Below are 14,657 nucleotides of genomic sequence, written 5' to 3' on the forward strand. Positions count from 1 at the left end.
GGGATGGACGGAGGGCGACGGTCGTCAGCCCGGGCCTGTGCATGGGGGTTGCCCGTGGTGGTCGCCGGCTGGGGCGGTGGGTGGGCGTCAGGTGGGTCTTACCGTCCGCGGGCCCGTCACCTCCGCGCCCAGCTCCGTCACCCGGCGCCGCAGCTCCCGGTCCGCGGTCACCACCAGGACCGGGCGGTCGCCCGCGGCCGCCACCAGCGCGACCATGTGGTCGTCCCCGCTGCCCGGCGCCGACTCGATCCGCACGCCCGGCACCGGCGTCACACCGCGCGCCGCGCCCTCGACCACGAGCACGATCTCCACGGGCCCGGCGTGCCCCGGCACACCGTCCGCCGCGAGCCGGTCCCGCAGCCGCTCCGCGGCCCCCCGTCGGTCCCGCCACCACCCGTCGGGCACCGACCCGACGACATTGGCGCCGTCGACGATCACCAGCAGCGGGTCGCTCTCGCTCATGGCTTCTCCTCGAAGCTCGCGTAGTACGCCGCGGCCATGTCCTCGTCGCCGTGGCCCTGGCCCGCCGCCCGTTCCATGCGTTCGGCGGTGGCCGTGGCCACGTCCAGGCGTACGCCGTTGGCGCGGCCGGCCTCGACGATGAGGCGGGCGTCCTTGCCGGCCGTGGTCACCGCGAACTGGGCGGGGGAGAGCCGCCCTTCGAGGATCATCCCGGCCTTGGCCCTGAGGTAGCCCATGTCGAGCGGCCCGCCGGCGATGAGGTCGAAGAAGCCGGCCGGGTCGACGTCCAGCGCCTTCGACAGGGCCAGCACCTCCCCGGCCGCCGCCGTGGTCGCGAGGACCCAGCTGTTGGCCACGAGCTTCAGCCGCGTCGCGCTGCCCGCCCCGCCGTCGTCCCCGGTCCACACCGTCCGTGCGCCCACCGCGTCGAACACCGGCTCCACCACCCCTCGCCCCTCGTCGGGGCCGGCGGCCAGCACGGTCAGCTGCCCCGCCTCCGCGGGCTGGCGCGTACCGAGCACCGGGGCGTCGTAGAAGACGAGCCCTTGCTCGGCGGCGAACGCGGCCAGGTCGGCGACCGCGTCGATCCCGGCGGTGGTCGACTGCACCCACGCGGCGCCGGACCGCAGCCCGGAGGCGGCCTCGCGCATGACGTCCAGGGTCGTCGGACCGTCGTACAGCATGGTCAGGACCACGTCGGCGCCCCGTACCGCCTCCTCGGGCGTGTCGGCGATGTGCGCCCCGTCCGCGGCGAGCGGCTCGGCCTTGGCGCGGGTGCGGTTCCAGGCGCGGACGGTGTGTCCGGCGCGGGCGAGGTTGCGGGCCATGGCGGCGCCCATGATGCCCGTACCGAGGACGCTCACGGTGAGCTTGTCGGTCATGAGATCGGCTTCCTTCTCACTTCGTTGCCGAGTGTGTGCGGTGCTGCTCGGGAACAGCCTGCCGGTTCAGTACCCCCTCGTGCTCGTCGGGCACGCGCCCCGGTGGGGCCGGACCGCGCGGCGCCAGGGCGGCCGCTTAAAGTGAACTGGTGAACGGCGACTGGCTTCTGCGCGGCCGTGACGGCCGGCTCAGTGTGTACCTCCCGACGGACGATGCCGTGCTGTGCCGGGCGGAACGCGCCCCCGGCGGCCCCTGGACGGACCCGCGCAGGGTCGGCGGCGAGCAGAAGCTGCACCCGTCCTCGTGCGCCGTCGGACAGGGCGGCGACCTCTACGCCCATCTGGTGTGCTGGCGCCCGACGACGGCCGGTGAGGCGGGCCTGGTGCACTCCACCCACTTCCGGCCCCGGCTCGCGGCCCTGGACTGGGCGTCCATCGGGCACCCGGACAAGAAGGGCGCCCTCACCGGCCCGCCCGCCGTCGCGGTCGACGCGCAGGGCCGCGCCCATGTCTTCGTCCGCAACAAGGCCGGCGGGGTGAGCCTGGCCGCGCAGAAGGAGAAGGGCGGCTGGGAGCCCTGGGCGGACCTCAAGGGACGTGACGTCCAAGGGGAGTTGGCGGCGGTGACGGGGGAGTCGGGACGCGTGGAGCTGTACGCGGCCGTGCCCGGCGGCATCCTGCACTGGCGGCAGGAGGAACCGGGTGCCGCGCTCACGCTGGAGGAGGCGATGGAGGCGCCGGTCCGCCCGGACACCCTGCGCGCCCTCGCCACGTCCCCCGACAGCGCGACGCTCTTCTACACCGACGACTCGGGCGACCTGTGCGCCTGGCGCCCGGGCGCCAAGCCCGTCACCCTGCTGCCCTCCGCCGGGCCGGGTCCGGTCTCCGCCGTCCGCTGCGAACTCGACGGCCACGACTGCACCTTGCTCGCCCAGCGCTCGGCGGCCGGCCGGATCGCCTTCGCCGCGTACCCGACCGAGCAGGAGTCGGCGGGCGCCTGGTGGACCGACTCCGGACCGGCGCTGCCCTCGGACGCCACGGTCTCCCTGTCGGTGGACGAGGACGACCGCGTGGTGGCGGCGACGCTGTCCCCGTCGACCGGCCGACTCCTCCTCACCCGCCGCAAGTCCGAACCGGGCCTGGCCCTGGAGGCCTGGCGCGAGGTGTGACCGCCCTCTTCGCAACGAACCCCGGCACGGAACGACAGAGGGCCTCCGCCCGGCGGCGGAGGCCCTCTTCACACGCTGTCAGGTGTCACGCCGGAACCGACGCCACACCCGGAGCCAGGAACTTCTTGCCGTTCACGCGCTCGGAGACACCCTCGCGGTCCAGGTACGGCGTGATGCCGCCCAGGTGGAAGGGCCAGCCGGCGCCCGTGATCAGGCACAGGTCGATGTCCTGGGCCTCCGCCACGACGCCCTCGTCGAGCATGAGCCCGATCTCCTGCGCCACCGCGTCCAGGACGCGCTCGCGGACCTGCTCCTCCGTCAGGACGCTGTCGCCCTGCTTCAGCAGCGCCGCGACCTCCGGGTCCAGCTCCGGCTTCCCGCTGTCGTAGACGTAGAAGCCGCGCTTGCCCGCCTCGACGACCGACTTGAGGTTGGGGGAGACGGTGAAGCGGTCCGGGAAGGCCCGGTTGAGGGTCTCCGAGACGTGCAGACCGATCGCGGGACCGACCAGCTCCAGGAGGACGAGAGGAGACATCGGCAGGCCCAGGGGCTCCACCGCCTTCTCCGCCACCTCGACCGGCGTGCCCTCGTCGATGACGTTCTGGATCTCGCCCATGAAGCGGGTGAGGATGCGGTTCACGACGAACGCCGGGGCGTCCTTGACCAGAACCGCGGTCTTCTTCAGCTTCTTGGCCACGGCGAACGCGGTCGCCAGCGACGCGTCGTCGGTCTGCTCGCCGCGGACGATCTCCAGGAGCGGCAGGATCGCCACCGGGTTGAAGAAGTGGAAGCCGACGACCCGCTCGGGGTTCTTCAGCTTCGACGCCATCTCCGTCACCGACAGCGAGGAGGTGTTGGTGGCGAGGATCGCGTGCGCCGGAGCGACCGCCTCGACCTCCGCGAACACCTGCTGCTTGACGCCGATCTCCTCGAACACGGCTTCGATGATGAAGTCCGCGTCCGCGAAGCCCTCGGCCTTGTCCAGCACACCGGTGACCAGGGCCTTGAGGCGGTTGGCCTTGTCCTGGTTGATACGGCCCTTGCCGAGCAGCTTGTCGATCTCGGCGTGGACGTAGCCCACGCCCTTGTCGACGCGCTCCTGGTCGATGTCGGTCAGGACGACCGGCACCTCCAGGCGGCGCAGGAAGAGCAGGGCGAGCTGGGAGGCCATCAGACCGGCGCCGACGACACCGACCTTGGTGACCGGACGGGCGAGCGACTTGTCCGGGGCGCCCGCGGGACGCTTGCCGCGCTTCTGCACCAGGTTGAACGCGTAGATGCCCGCGCGCAGTTCACCGCCCATGATGAGGTCGGCGAGGGCCTTGTCCTCGGCGTCGTAGCCCTGCTGCAGGTCGCCGTTCTTGGCGCCGGCGATGATGTCGAGGGCGCGGTAGGCGGCCGGGGCGGCGCCGTGCACCTTGGAGTCCGCGATGAAGCGGCCCTTGGCGACGGCCTGGTCCCAGGCCTCACCGCGGTCGATCACCGGGCGCTCGACGACGATCTCGCCCTTGAGGACGGCCGCCGTCCACAGCAGCGACTGCTCCAGGAAGTCGGCGCCCTCGAAGATGGCGTCGGCGATCCCCAGCTCGTAGACCTGCGCGCCCTTGAGCTGCTTGTTCTGGTTGAGGCTGTTCTCGATGATCACCGAGACGGCCTTGTCGGCGCCGATCAGGTTCGGCAGCAGGGTGCAGCCGCCCCAGCCGGGGACCAGGCCGAGGAAGACCTCGGGCAGGGAGAACGCGGGCAGGGCCGCGGACACCGTGCGGTACTGGCAGTGCAGGCCGACCTCGACGCCGCCGCCCATCGCGGCACCGTTGTAGTAGGCGAAGGTCGGCACCGCGAGGCCGCCGAGGCGCTTGAAGACCTCGTGGCCGCCCTTGCCGATGGCCAGCGCGTCCTGGTGCTCCTTCAGCAGTTCGACGCCCTTGAGGTCGGCGCCGACGGCGAAGATGAACGGCTTGCCGGTGATGCCGACACCGACGATCTCGCCGGCCGTGGCCTCCTTCTCGACCTGGTCGATGGCGGTGTTGAGGTTCGCCAGCGAGGCCGGGCCGAAGGTGGTCGGCTTGGTGTGGTCGAAGCCGTTGTCCAGCGTGATGAGCGCGAAGCGCCCCGCGCCGAACGGCAGGTCGAGGTGGCGTACGTGCGCGGACGTGACGACCTCGTCGGGGAACAGCTCGGCCGCACCCTTCAAAAGCTCAGCGGTGGTGCTCACTTGTCCCCCTCGAAGTGCGGGTTCTCCCAGATGACCGTGGCGCCCATGCCGAAGCCGACGCACATGGTGGTGAGGCCGTAGCGGACCTGCGGCTGCTCCTCGAACTGGCGGGCCAGCTGCGTCATCAGTCGGACGCCGGAGGAGGCCAGCGGGTGCCCGTAGGCGATGGCGCCGCCGTACTGGTTGACGCGCTCGTCGTCGTCGGCGATGCCGTAGTGGTCGAGGAAGGCCAGGACCTGGACGGCGAAGGCCTCGTTGATCTCGAAGAGGTTGATGTCCTCGATCGACAGACCGGCCTTGGCGAGGGCCTTCTCGGTCGCCGGGATCGGGCCGTAGCCCATGACCTCGGGCTCGACACCCGCGAAGGCGTAGGAGACCAGGCGCATCTTGACCGGGAGGTCGTTCTCGCGGGCGAAGTCCTCGGAGGCGATGATCGAGGCGGTGGCGCCGTCGTTCAGACCGGCCGCGTTGCCCGCGGTGACCCGGCCGTGGACGCGGAACGGCGTCTTGAGGCCCTGCAGGTTCTCCAGGGTGGTGCCCGGGCGCATCGGCTCGTCGGCCGTGACCAGACCCCAGCCGGTCTCGCCGGCCTCGGGGTTGGTGCGGCGCACGGAGATCGGGACCAGGTCGGCCTGGATCTTGCCGTTGGCGTAGGCCTTGGCGGCCTTCTCCTGGGAGCGCACGGCGTACTCGTCGGCGCGCAGCTTGGTGATGTGCGGGTAGCGGTCGTGCAGGTTCTCGGCGGTCATGCCCATGAACAGCGCCGACTCGTCGACCAGCTTCTCGCTGACGAAGCGCGGGTTGGGGTCGACGCCCTCGCCCATCGGGTGGCGGCCCATGTGCTCGACACCACCGGCGATGACGGCGTCGTAGGCGCCGAAGGCGATGGAGCCGGCGGTGGTGGTGACGGCGGTCAGCGCACCGGCGCACATACGGTCGATCGAGTAACCCGGGACCGACTGCGGCAGCCCGGCGAGGATGCCGGCCGTGCGGCCGAGGGTGAGGCCCTGGTCACCGATCTGCGTGGTCGCCGCGATGGCGACCTCGTCGATCTTCTTCGGGTCGAGACCGGGGTTGCGCCGCAGCAGCTCCCGGATCGCCTTCACGACGAGGTCGTCGGCGCGGGTCTCGTGGTAGATGCCCTTCGGGCCCGCCTTGCCGAACGGGGTACGGACGCCGTCGACGAAGACGACGTCCCTGACGGTACGAGGCACGATGGCTCTCCTCCAGATGCGGGATCTGCACTGCTGCGGCCGCGCTGAGCGCGCGCTCAGTTCCATGCTACTTATGAGTAACGTAGCTGCACAGTCCTGCAGGCGGGAGCGGCGAAGGTCACACCCGGGCAGGCGCCGTGGAGCCTCTCGGAGTGAGGACCGGAGTGGGTACGGGGTACGACCCGGGGCCCTCGCCGGTGATCACCCCGAACAGGGTCCGTGCCGCGTCCGCGCCGAATCCGTGCACATCATGGCTCATGGCGGACAGGGTCGGATGGGCGAGCCGGCACAGCTGCGAGTCGTCCCACGCCGGCAGCGACACGCCGTCCGGCACCCGCAGCCCCATCTCGGCCGCCACCGAGAGCCCCGCCACCGCCATGATGTCGTTGTCGTACAGGATCGCCGTGGGCCGGTCCGGCGGCGCGGCCGTGAGCAGGGACCGGGTGGCCCGCGCCCCCGCCTCACCGGAGTAGTCGGTGGTCACCTGCCAGGCCCCGGCCAGCTCCAGCACCCGCGCCGCCTCGTCGAACGCGGCCGTACGCATGGCGGTGTGCCCCAGCGCCGCAGCGCCCCCCACCCGCGCGATCCGGCGGTGCCCGAGCGCCGCCGGATACCGCGCGGCCTCGGTCACGGCGGTCGCGTCATCGGTCCACACGGACGTCAGTGAGCCGGTGCCTGGACGACTTCCTCGCCGGCCTCGGCAGGAAGTGGGCCGCGGCGCAGAAGACCGTGGGGTCGTGATGACGGACACCACTCACGGCACGGCCGCACCGGCCACCGCGGGGCCCCCGCCCACCGCCACCCCGGCGCCCGCCCCACGGGCCGCCCGTGTGCGGCGGGGCCTGACCCCCTGACCCGCCGAACCGTGGCCCGGACCTGGTCCACGTGTCCCTGATCTGGGCGAGCGTCGTGGTGCCGCTGCCCCTGGTCGTCGTCTTCCTGACGTCCCTGAAGACGGAGCGGGAGACCTCGAACGCACCGGGGCGCTCAGCCTGCCCCACGACCCGCTCAACTTCCACAACTACCTCACCGCGTTCCAGGACGGCCGTGTGCTCTCTGCCTTCGGCAACACGGCCTTCATCCTGGTGGTCTCGGTCGGCGGGACCGACCTCGTCGGCTCGATGACCGCCCACGCCGTCGACCGCTTCACCTTCCGCTTCAAGAAGCTGGTGGTGGCACCGTTCCTGGTCGCGGCCCTGGTCCCCGGGGTGACCACGCGGGTGGCGGCCTTCCAGATCGTCAACAGCTTCGGGATGTTCAACACCCGCTGGGCCCCGATCGCCCTCTACATGGGCACCGACATCGCTCGTTCTACATCTTCGTGCAGTTCGTCCGCTCGATCCCGGTCAGCCTGGACGAGGCGGCCCGCCTGGACGGGGCGAACGCCTTCACCGTCTACCGCCGGATCGTCTTCCCGCTGCTCAAGCCGGCGATCGCCACCGTGGTGATCGTGAAGGGGACAGCCGTGTTAAACGACTTCTACATGCCCTTCCTCTTCCTCTACATGCCCTCGCAGGATCTTGGCGTGATCTCGACGTCCCTGTTCCGCTTCAAGGGCCCCCTCGGAGCCCACTGGGAGACGATCTCGGCGGGAGCGATCCTGGTCGTCCTGCCGACCCTGGTCGTCTTCCTGTGCCTGCAGCGGTACATCTACAACGGCTTCACCCGGGGCGCGAGCCGATGAGCGACCTCAGGTCCCGGCGGACAGCGCCGCCACCAGGACCGGCGTCACCTGCTCGACCTGCCAGGGCCGCGCCCCGTACCCGGCCAGCGCGCCCGCCACCGACTCGGCGTCCACGACCGCCGGCGGCTCCCAGCAGACCCGCCGCACGGTGTCCGGCGTGATCAGGTTCTCCTGCGGCATGGTCAGGGTCTCGGCCAGCGCCGAGACCGCGGCCCGCGCGGCGGACAGCCGTGCCGCGGCCGCGGGGTCCTTGTCGGCCCAGGCCCGCGGGGGCGGCGGCCCGGTCACGGGCTGCCCGGGGGCCGGCAGCTGGGCCTCGGTGAGGGCCTTCGCCCGGTCGACTGCGGCCTGCCACTGCTCCAGCTGGCGCCGCCCCGTCCGGTGCCCGAAGCCGTTCAACACGGCCAGCGCCTGCACGTTCGCCGGCAGGGCGAGCGCCGCCTCCACGATGGCCGCGTCGCTGAGCACCTTGCCCGGCGACACGTCCCGCCGCTGCGCGATCCGGTCCCGTGTCTGCCACAGCTCCCGTACCACGGCCAGCTGGCGGCGCCGGCGGACCTTGTGCATCCCGGACGTCCGGCGCCAGGGGTCCTTGCGCGGCTCGGCCGGCGGCGCGGCGGCGATCGCGTCGAACTCCTGCCGCGCCCACTCCAGCTTGCCCTGCCGGTCCAGCTCCTTCTCCAGCGCGTCGCGCAGATCGACCAGAAGCTCGACGTCCAGCGCCGCGTACCTCAGCCACGGCTCGGGCAGCGGCCGGGTGGACCAGTCGACCGCGGAGTGCCCCTTCTCCAGTACGAAGCCGAGGACGCCCTCGACCATCGCGCCCAGGCCGACCCGCGGGAACCCGGCGAGCCGCCCCGCCAGCTCGGTGTCGAACAGCCGCGTCGGCACCATGCCTATCTCGCGCAGACAGGGCAGGTCCTGGGTGGCCGCGTGCAGGACCCACTCGACGCCGGACAGCGCCTCACCGAGCCCGGACAGATCCGGACAGGCAACGGGATCGATCAGCGCGGTGCCCGCGCCCGCGCGGCGCAGCTGCACCAGATAGGCCTTCTGGCCGTAGCGGTAGCCGGACGCGCGTTCGGCGTCGACGGCGACCGGGCCGGAACCGGCGGCGAACGCGGCGATCGTCCGCGCCAGCGACTCGGCGTCGGCGATCACGGGCGGAATGCCCTCGCGCGGTTCCAGCAGAGGGATCGGCGCCCCGGTGTCAGAAGATCCGCCGTCGTCCGGAGGGGCGCCTCCGGTGGTTCGCAGTGATGTGTCTGCTGCGGTTTCTTGGGCGTCGGTCACATGTCAAGGGTATCTGTGGATGGACGGCGCCTGCCGATGGAACGTTCCGTCGGCAGGCGCCTGAGGGTCGCAAACCAGTCAGTTCGACGAAAGCCCTGGTTCACGGATATGGACACCGAGGCCCGCCCGACTCAGTGGATGATGCCGGTGCGCAGGGCAACGGCCACCATCCCGGCGCGGTCACCGGTGCCGAGTTTGCGGGCGATACGGGCGAGGTGGCTCTTGACGGTGAGCGCGGACAGGCCCATGGAGACGCCGATCGCCTTGTTCGACTGGCCCTCCGCGACCAGTCTCAGCACCTCGACCTCACGGCCGGAGAGCTCGCGGTAGCCGCCCGGGTGGCTCGGGGCACCCGGGGGGCGGCGGTGCATACGGGCGGCGGCGGATCCGATGGGGGCGGCACCGGGCCGGGTGGGGAGCCCGACGTTGGTGCGGGTACCGGTGACGACGTAGCCCTTGACGCCGCCCGCGAGGGCGTTGCGCACGGCGCCGATGTCGTCGGCGGCGGAGAGGGCCAGGCCGTTGGGCCAGCCCGCGGCGCGGGTCTCGGAGAGGATGGTGAGGCCCGAGCCGTCGGGCAGATGGACGTCGGCGACGCAGATGTCGCGGGGGTTGCCGATGCGGGGACGAGCCTCCGCGATGGACGAGGCCTCGATGACGTCGCGCACACCGAGCGCCCACAGGTGGCGGGTGACGGTGGAGCGGACGCGCGGGTCGGCCACGACCACCATGGCGGTCGGCTTGTTCGGGCGGTAGGCGACCAGGCTTGCGGGCTGCTCGAGGAGAACGGACACCAGGCCTCCTGGGGTGCGGGACGGCTTTCAAGGTCACAGTCGTCTTCGGCAGCGAACCCGGGGTCCTTTAGGGAAAGATCACGATTTAGTGAGTAACAATCTGTGCAATTCGGACACACGGTCGATCGTTCGGTGAATGAATGGTTCGTTCGAGGGTCGATTCGTGATTGAAAGTGGCCGTATCGACAAAGTGATGCCCAAAAAAGGCGTGTCAGCGTGACTGCGGCCCCCGCCGCTGCGGCAACGTCACCACCGACGCGTCACCCGGCCCGGCCGGCGGCAGCCCGGCGACCTGGGCCAGCAGATCGCACCAGGCCGCCAGATGGGCAGCCGTGTCCGGGACCCCGCCCAGCCCCTCGCGGGGCGTCCAGGAGGCACGGATCTCGATCTGCGAGGCCGCGGGGCGCTCCGACAGCCCGCCGAAGTAGTGCGAACTCGCGCGCGTCACGGTGCCGCTGGGTTCGCCGTACGACAGCCCGCGCGCGGTCAGCGCGCCGGTCAGCCAGGACCAGCACACGTCCGGCAGCAGCGGATCGGCGGCCATCTCCGGCTCCAGCTCCGCGCGCACCAGCGTCACCAGCCGGAAGGTGCCCCGCCAGGCGTCGTGCCCGGACGGGTCGTGCAGCAGCACCAGACGCCCGTCGGCCAGGTCCTGCTCGCCGTCGACGACGGCCGCCTCCAGCGCGTACGCGTGGGGCGCGAGCCGCTGCGGGGCGCGGGTCGGCTCCACCTCGATCTGCGGGCGCAGCCGGCTGCCGCGCAGGGCCTGCACCGCCGCGAGGAAAGCCGGCGGAGCAGCCCCGCTCCCGTCCCCGTCCCCCTCCTTGCCGTCATCCATTCCGCCAGCGCCGTCCGACAGTCGTTCCTGAGCCGCAGCCATGGCGGAAGATTAAGGGGAACAGGGGCGTGGTGCGGGCCTAGACACCCGGGATCGGGTGTACATGGCTGTAACCCCGTGCGGGGCGGGAGCCCCGTCGGCGTCATGTCAGACTTGCCCCGTGAGCGCCAACGAGACCCAGCAGCCGTCCCCCACGCACGACTCCGCCTTTCTCAAGGCCTGCCGCCGGGAGCCCGTGCCCCACACCCCGGTGTGGTTCATGCGCCAGGCGGGGCGCTCGCTCCCGGAGTACCGCAAGGTGCGCGAGGGCGTCCCCATGCTCGAGTCCTGTATGCGCCCCGAGCTGGTCACCGAGATCACCCTGCAGCCGGTCCGCCGCCACAACGTGGACGCGGCGATCTACTTCAGCGACATCGTCGTCCCGCTCAAGGCCATCGGCGTCGACCTCGACATCAAGCCGGGCGTCGGCCCGGTCGTCGCCCACCCGATCCGCACCCGCGCGGACCTCGCCCAGCTCCGCGACCTGACCCCCGAGGACGTCTCCTACGTCACCGAGGCGATCGGCCTGCTCACCCGCGAGCTCGGCGCCACCCCGCTCATCGGCTTCGCCGGCGCGCCTTTCACCCTCGCGAGCTACCTCGTCGAGGGCGGTCCGTCGCGCACGTACGAGAACGCCAAGGCGATGATGTACGGCGACCCCGGACTCTGGGCCGACCTGCTCGACCGTCTCGCCGACATCACGGCCGCCTTCCTGAAGGTGCAGATCGAGGCCGGCGCCTCGGCCGTCCAGCTCTTCGACTCCTGGGTCGGCGCGCTGGCCCCCGCCGAGTACAAGCGGTCGGTGATGCCCGCCTCCGCGAAGGTCTTCGAGGCCGTCGCCGGGTACGGCGTCCCGCGCATCCACTTCGGCGTCGGCAGCGGCGAGCTGCTGAGGCTCATGGGCGAGGCGGGCGCGGACGTCGTCGGCGTCGACTGGCGCGTCCCGCTGGACGAGGCCGCCCGCCGCATCGGCCCCGGCAAGGCGCTGCAGGGCAACCTCGACCCGACGGTGCTGTTCGCCCCCACGGAGACGGTCGAGGAGAAGACCCGCGAGGTCCTCGACGCGGCCGCCGGCCTGGAGGGCCACGTCTTCAACCTGGGCCATGGCGTCATGCCGTCCATCGACCCCGACGCGCTGACCCGCCTCACGGAGTACGTCCACACCCAGACCGCGCGCTGATCCGCTCCGCAGCTCACCAGGTGTGCCGGGGCTGCGCCCTCCTGCCGAACAGCAGGCCGCGCGGTTCCGGCGGCGGGGGAGTGCCCGGCTTCAGTGGCCAGGCGAGCAGCATGCCGGCGATGAAGCCCACGACATGCGCCGCGTACGCCACCGTGCCCGCGGCGGAGACGCCCTCGCCGGCCGAGTAGAAGGCCTGCAGCACGAACCAGAAGCCCAGCACCAGCCAGGCCGGCAGCCGGAGCGGCAGGAAGATCAGGAACGGTACGAGGACCCACACCCTGGCCTTCGGATACAGCACCAGATAGGCGCCGAGCACGCCCGCGATGGCTCCCGAGGCGCCGATCAGGGGGTCGCCGGAATCGGCGTTGAGCAGGGCGAAGCCGTAACCGGCCGCGTAGCCGCAGACGACGTAGAACAGGGCGAAGCGGATGTGGCCCATGCGGTCCTCGACGTTGTTGCCGAAGATCAGCAGGAACAGCATGTTGCCCAGCAGGTGCAGCCAGCTGCCGTGCAGGAACATCGCCGTCAGGACCGACAGCGGGGGCGACTTGTCGTAACCCGGCGGGGCCAGCAGACAGCCCCCGCCGCGCACCCCGCCCGTCGGCACCAGCTGGGGCATCTGATGGTGGATCAACTCCCGTGGCACCGCGGCGTAATGCTCCAGGAACGCCTGCAGATGGCACGTCTGCGACAGGTCGCTGCCCCCCGCCACCGAACCGGCGATGCCGGGGGTGGACAGGAACACGAAGACGTTGGCGGCGATGAGCGCGTACGTCACCCAGGGGGTACGGCGGACCGGGTTCACGTCATGAACGGGGATGACCACAAGGGATTAGTGCCCCCGATGAGCGGGGTGAATCGGTGAACGTGGGCCCGCGCGTGTCCGTATGACTCGTCAACCGCCCGCGGCGCGGGGAAGGCGGGCCGCGGGGACGACGTGAGGAACAGGCGATGAACGACCGAGTTACTCCCTCGATGCATGCTCTTCCCGACGGTGAGGCCGAGATATCCCTGGTGGTGAGGCTGCCGTGGGAAGACGTGGCCAGGCTCGGCCAGGAGGCCGGGCGGCTCGCGTCCCAGATGCAGCGGCCGGTCACCCTCGACGAAGCGGTGAGCCACCGGCTGCGCTCCGCACGACCGGCGGCGGCGCACGCGAAACCCGCCGGGGAGCAACCGGTGGCGATGACGACGGCCTCGGTGTCGTCACTGCCGCCGCGGCCTCCGGCGGAGCAGGCGCGGCAGGCGATCGAGCGGATCAACGGGAGCGCGTGAGGGGGGCGCCGTAGGGGTGCGGGTGCGTTGCCGGGTGCGGGCCGTGGGGGTTGTTCGCGCCCCCGCGGCGGAGCCGCACATCGATACAGCCCCGCGCCCCTTACCGGCGTTGCTGGACCGCTTTTGAAGCCTTGCGCGCAGCTACCAGTACCGGGTCCCATACGGGGCTGAAGGGTGGGGCGTAGCCCAGGTCCAGGGACGTCATCTGTTCCACCGTCATTCCGGCCGTGAGGGCCACCGCGGCGATGTCGACCCGCTTCGCCGCGCCCTCCCGGCCCACGATCTGCACGCCGAGCAGCCGTCCGGTTCTGCGTTCGGCGAGCATCTTGACCGTCATGGGGGAGGCACCGGGGTAGTAACCCGCGCGGCTCGTGGACTCGATGGTGACCGCCTCGAATTCCAGCCCCACCCTGCGCGCGTCCTTCTCGCGCAGGCCCGTGCGGGCGATCTCCAGGTCGCAGACCTTGCTGACCGCGGTGCCGACCACTCCGGGGAACGTCGCGTAGCCGCCGCCGGCGTTGGTCCCGATGACCTGGCCGTGCTTGTTGGCGTGGGTGCCGAGGGCGATGTGGCGTTCCTGGCCGGAGACCAGGTCCAGGACCTCGACGCAGTCGCCGCCGGCCCAGATGTTCTCGTGGCCGCGCACCCGCATCGCGAGGTCGGTGAGCAGGCCGTGGTGGGCGCCGAGGGGGAGGCCGGCCGCCTCCGCGAGGGCTGTCTCGGGGCGGACGCCGATGCCCAGGACCACCACGTCCGCCGGGTACTCGGCGTCCTCGGTGGCGACCGCGCGGACCCGGCCGTCCCCGTCGGTGAGGATCTTGGTGACGGCGGCGTCGTTCACCATCGTGATGCCGAGGCCCTCCATGGCCTCGTGCACCAGGCGGCCCATGTCCGCGTCGAGGGTCGACATGGGCTCGCTGCCGCGGTTGACGACCGTGACCTCGTAGTCGCGGTTGATGAGGGCCTCGGCCATCTCCACGCCGATGTAGCCCGCACCGATCACGACCGCTCGACGGCCACGCGTGCGTGCCAGCGAGTCCAGCAGGGCCTGGCCGTCGTCCAGGGTCTGCACCCCGTGGACGCCCGGGGCGTCGGCGCCCGGCATGTCCGGGCGGATCGGGCGGGCGCCGGTCGCGATCACGAGCTTGTCGTACGACGTCCAGGACTCGGCGCCGGAATCGACGTCACGCGCGCGTACCCGGCCGCCCGCCACGTCGATCTCCGTGACCTCCGTCCGGACCCGCAGATCGATGTCCCGCGCGCGGTGCTCCTCCGGCGTGCGGGCGATCAGCTGGTCCCGCTCGGCGACGTCGCCGCCCACCCAGTACGGGATGCCGCACGCCGAGTAGGAGGTGAAGTGGCCGCGTTCGAACGCCACGATCTCCAGCTCGTCCGGGCCCCTCAGCCGGCGTGCCTGCGACGCCGCGGACATCCCCGCGGCGTCACCGCCGATCACCACCAGTCGTTCCCGCGCAGCGCTCATGCTCATGCGAACACGCTACGGGCGCAGGGCATTTCAGTCCTGTCGGCCCTCCTCGCGCGGACTTGTGGCCTCCGGGGCCGGACGGGTCGTCGGCAGTGGGCCGAGGGCGCTCGTCGTGGGTGCGGTGGCCGGG

The 14,657-nt window shown here is 71.8% G+C and carries 12 protein-coding genes and 2 pseudogenes; 4 read left to right on the plus strand and 10 right to left on the minus strand.

All coding sequences use genetic code 11. The features are described from left to right. Positions 1-87 precede the first annotated feature (87 nt). The gene (locus tag ABZ453_RS19195; RefSeq protein WP_208785241.1) at positions 88-462 is read right to left on the minus strand and encodes an NTP pyrophosphohydrolase; all 375 of its coding nucleotides are present in this window, start codon (positions 460-462) and stop codon (positions 88-90) included. Then, positions 459-1,343, minus strand: coding sequence for an NAD(P)-dependent oxidoreductase (locus ABZ453_RS19200; RefSeq protein ID WP_359016130.1), 885 nt, complete (start codon positions 1,341-1,343; stop codon positions 459-461). The genes ABZ453_RS19195 and ABZ453_RS19200 overlap by 4 nt, the downstream gene beginning before the upstream one ends. Before the next feature lie 149 nt (positions 1,344-1,492). Between ABZ453_RS19200 and ABZ453_RS19205 the strand changes: the two genes are divergently transcribed. Then, positions 1,493-2,512 (plus strand): hypothetical protein, encoded by a 1,020-nt coding sequence (locus tag ABZ453_RS19205; protein WP_359016131.1) that lies wholly within the window; start codon positions 1,493-1,495, stop codon positions 2,510-2,512. Between the two features lie 85 nt (positions 2,513-2,597). Here ABZ453_RS19205 and ABZ453_RS19210 read toward each other — a convergent pair whose 3' ends face one another. From ABZ453_RS19210 to ABZ453_RS19220, 3 genes and pseudogenes are all read right to left on the minus strand, one after another. Then, a complete protein-coding gene (locus ABZ453_RS19210) occupies positions 2,598-4,727 on the minus strand; it encodes a 3-hydroxyacyl-CoA dehydrogenase NAD-binding domain-containing protein (RefSeq protein ID WP_359016132.1) in 2,130 nt (709 codons plus the stop codon). Continuing rightward, entirely contained in the window at positions 4,724-5,941 is a 1,218-nt protein-coding gene (locus tag ABZ453_RS19215; protein WP_359016133.1) for an acetyl-CoA C-acyltransferase, read from the minus strand. The genes ABZ453_RS19210 and ABZ453_RS19215 overlap by 4 nt, the downstream gene beginning before the upstream one ends. A 118-nt stretch (positions 5,942-6,059) precedes the next feature. Further along, positions 6,060-6,614, minus strand: a pseudogene (locus ABZ453_RS19220) (substrate-binding domain-containing protein); the annotation flags it as partial. Between the two features lie 177 nt (positions 6,615-6,791). On the opposite strand from ABZ453_RS19220, the pseudogene ABZ453_RS19225 reads away from it, so the two are divergent. Beyond that, positions 6,792-7,625 (plus strand): annotated as a pseudogene (locus ABZ453_RS19225) (carbohydrate ABC transporter permease). Between the two features lie 6 nt (positions 7,626-7,631). Here ABZ453_RS19225 and ABZ453_RS19230 read toward each other — a convergent pair. From ABZ453_RS19230 to ABZ453_RS19240, 3 genes are all read right to left on the minus strand, one after another. Beyond that, positions 7,632-8,918 carry a ribonuclease D gene (locus tag ABZ453_RS19230; protein WP_359016134.1) on the minus strand — a complete coding sequence of 429 codons (1,287 nt, stop codon included), beginning with the start codon at positions 8,916-8,918 and terminating at the stop codon, positions 7,632-7,634. 131 nt (positions 8,919-9,049) lie between these two features. Further along, positions 9,050-9,712: a response regulator transcription factor gene (locus tag ABZ453_RS19235; RefSeq protein WP_030939825.1), complete on the minus strand. Its 663-nt coding sequence runs from the start codon at positions 9,710-9,712 to the stop codon at positions 9,050-9,052. Between the two features lie 211 nt (positions 9,713-9,923). Next, on the minus strand, positions 9,924-10,592 hold the full coding sequence (locus tag ABZ453_RS19240) for a DUF3000 domain-containing protein (protein WP_359016135.1): 669 nt from the start codon (positions 10,590-10,592) through the stop codon (positions 9,924-9,926). 118 nt (positions 10,593-10,710) lie between these two features. Here ABZ453_RS19240 and hemE point away from each other — a divergent pair, with 118 nt between their 5' ends. Next, entirely contained in the window at positions 10,711-11,769 is a 1,059-nt protein-coding gene (gene hemE / locus ABZ453_RS19245) for a uroporphyrinogen decarboxylase (protein ID WP_359016136.1), read from the plus strand. 13 nt (positions 11,770-11,782) lie between these two features. Here the strand turns inward: hemE and ABZ453_RS19250 are convergent, their stop codons facing one another. Beyond that, positions 11,783-12,595 carry a rhomboid family intramembrane serine protease gene (locus ABZ453_RS19250; protein WP_359016137.1) on the minus strand — a complete coding sequence of 271 codons (813 nt, stop codon included), beginning with the start codon at positions 12,593-12,595 and terminating at the stop codon, positions 11,783-11,785. A gap of 125 nt (positions 12,596-12,720) precedes the next feature. On the opposite strand from ABZ453_RS19250, the gene ABZ453_RS19255 reads away from it, so the two are divergent. Next, complete coding sequence (locus ABZ453_RS19255) at positions 12,721-13,041, plus strand: hypothetical protein (protein ID WP_359016138.1); 321 nt, start codon at positions 12,721-12,723, stop codon at positions 13,039-13,041. A 100-nt stretch (positions 13,042-13,141) separates the two neighbouring features. Here ABZ453_RS19255 and ABZ453_RS19260 read toward each other — a convergent pair whose 3' ends face one another. Next, complete coding sequence (locus tag ABZ453_RS19260) at positions 13,142-14,530, minus strand: FAD-dependent oxidoreductase (RefSeq protein WP_358598652.1); 1,389 nt, start codon at positions 14,528-14,530, stop codon at positions 13,142-13,144. Positions 14,531-14,657: the final 127 nt, after the last annotated feature.

Origin of the sequence: Streptomyces sp. NPDC005799 (assembly GCF_040630525.1) — a bacterium.
In the GTDB taxonomy this organism is placed as follows: Bacteria; Actinomycetota; Actinomycetes; order Streptomycetales; family Streptomycetaceae; genus Streptomyces; species Streptomyces griseorubiginosus_B.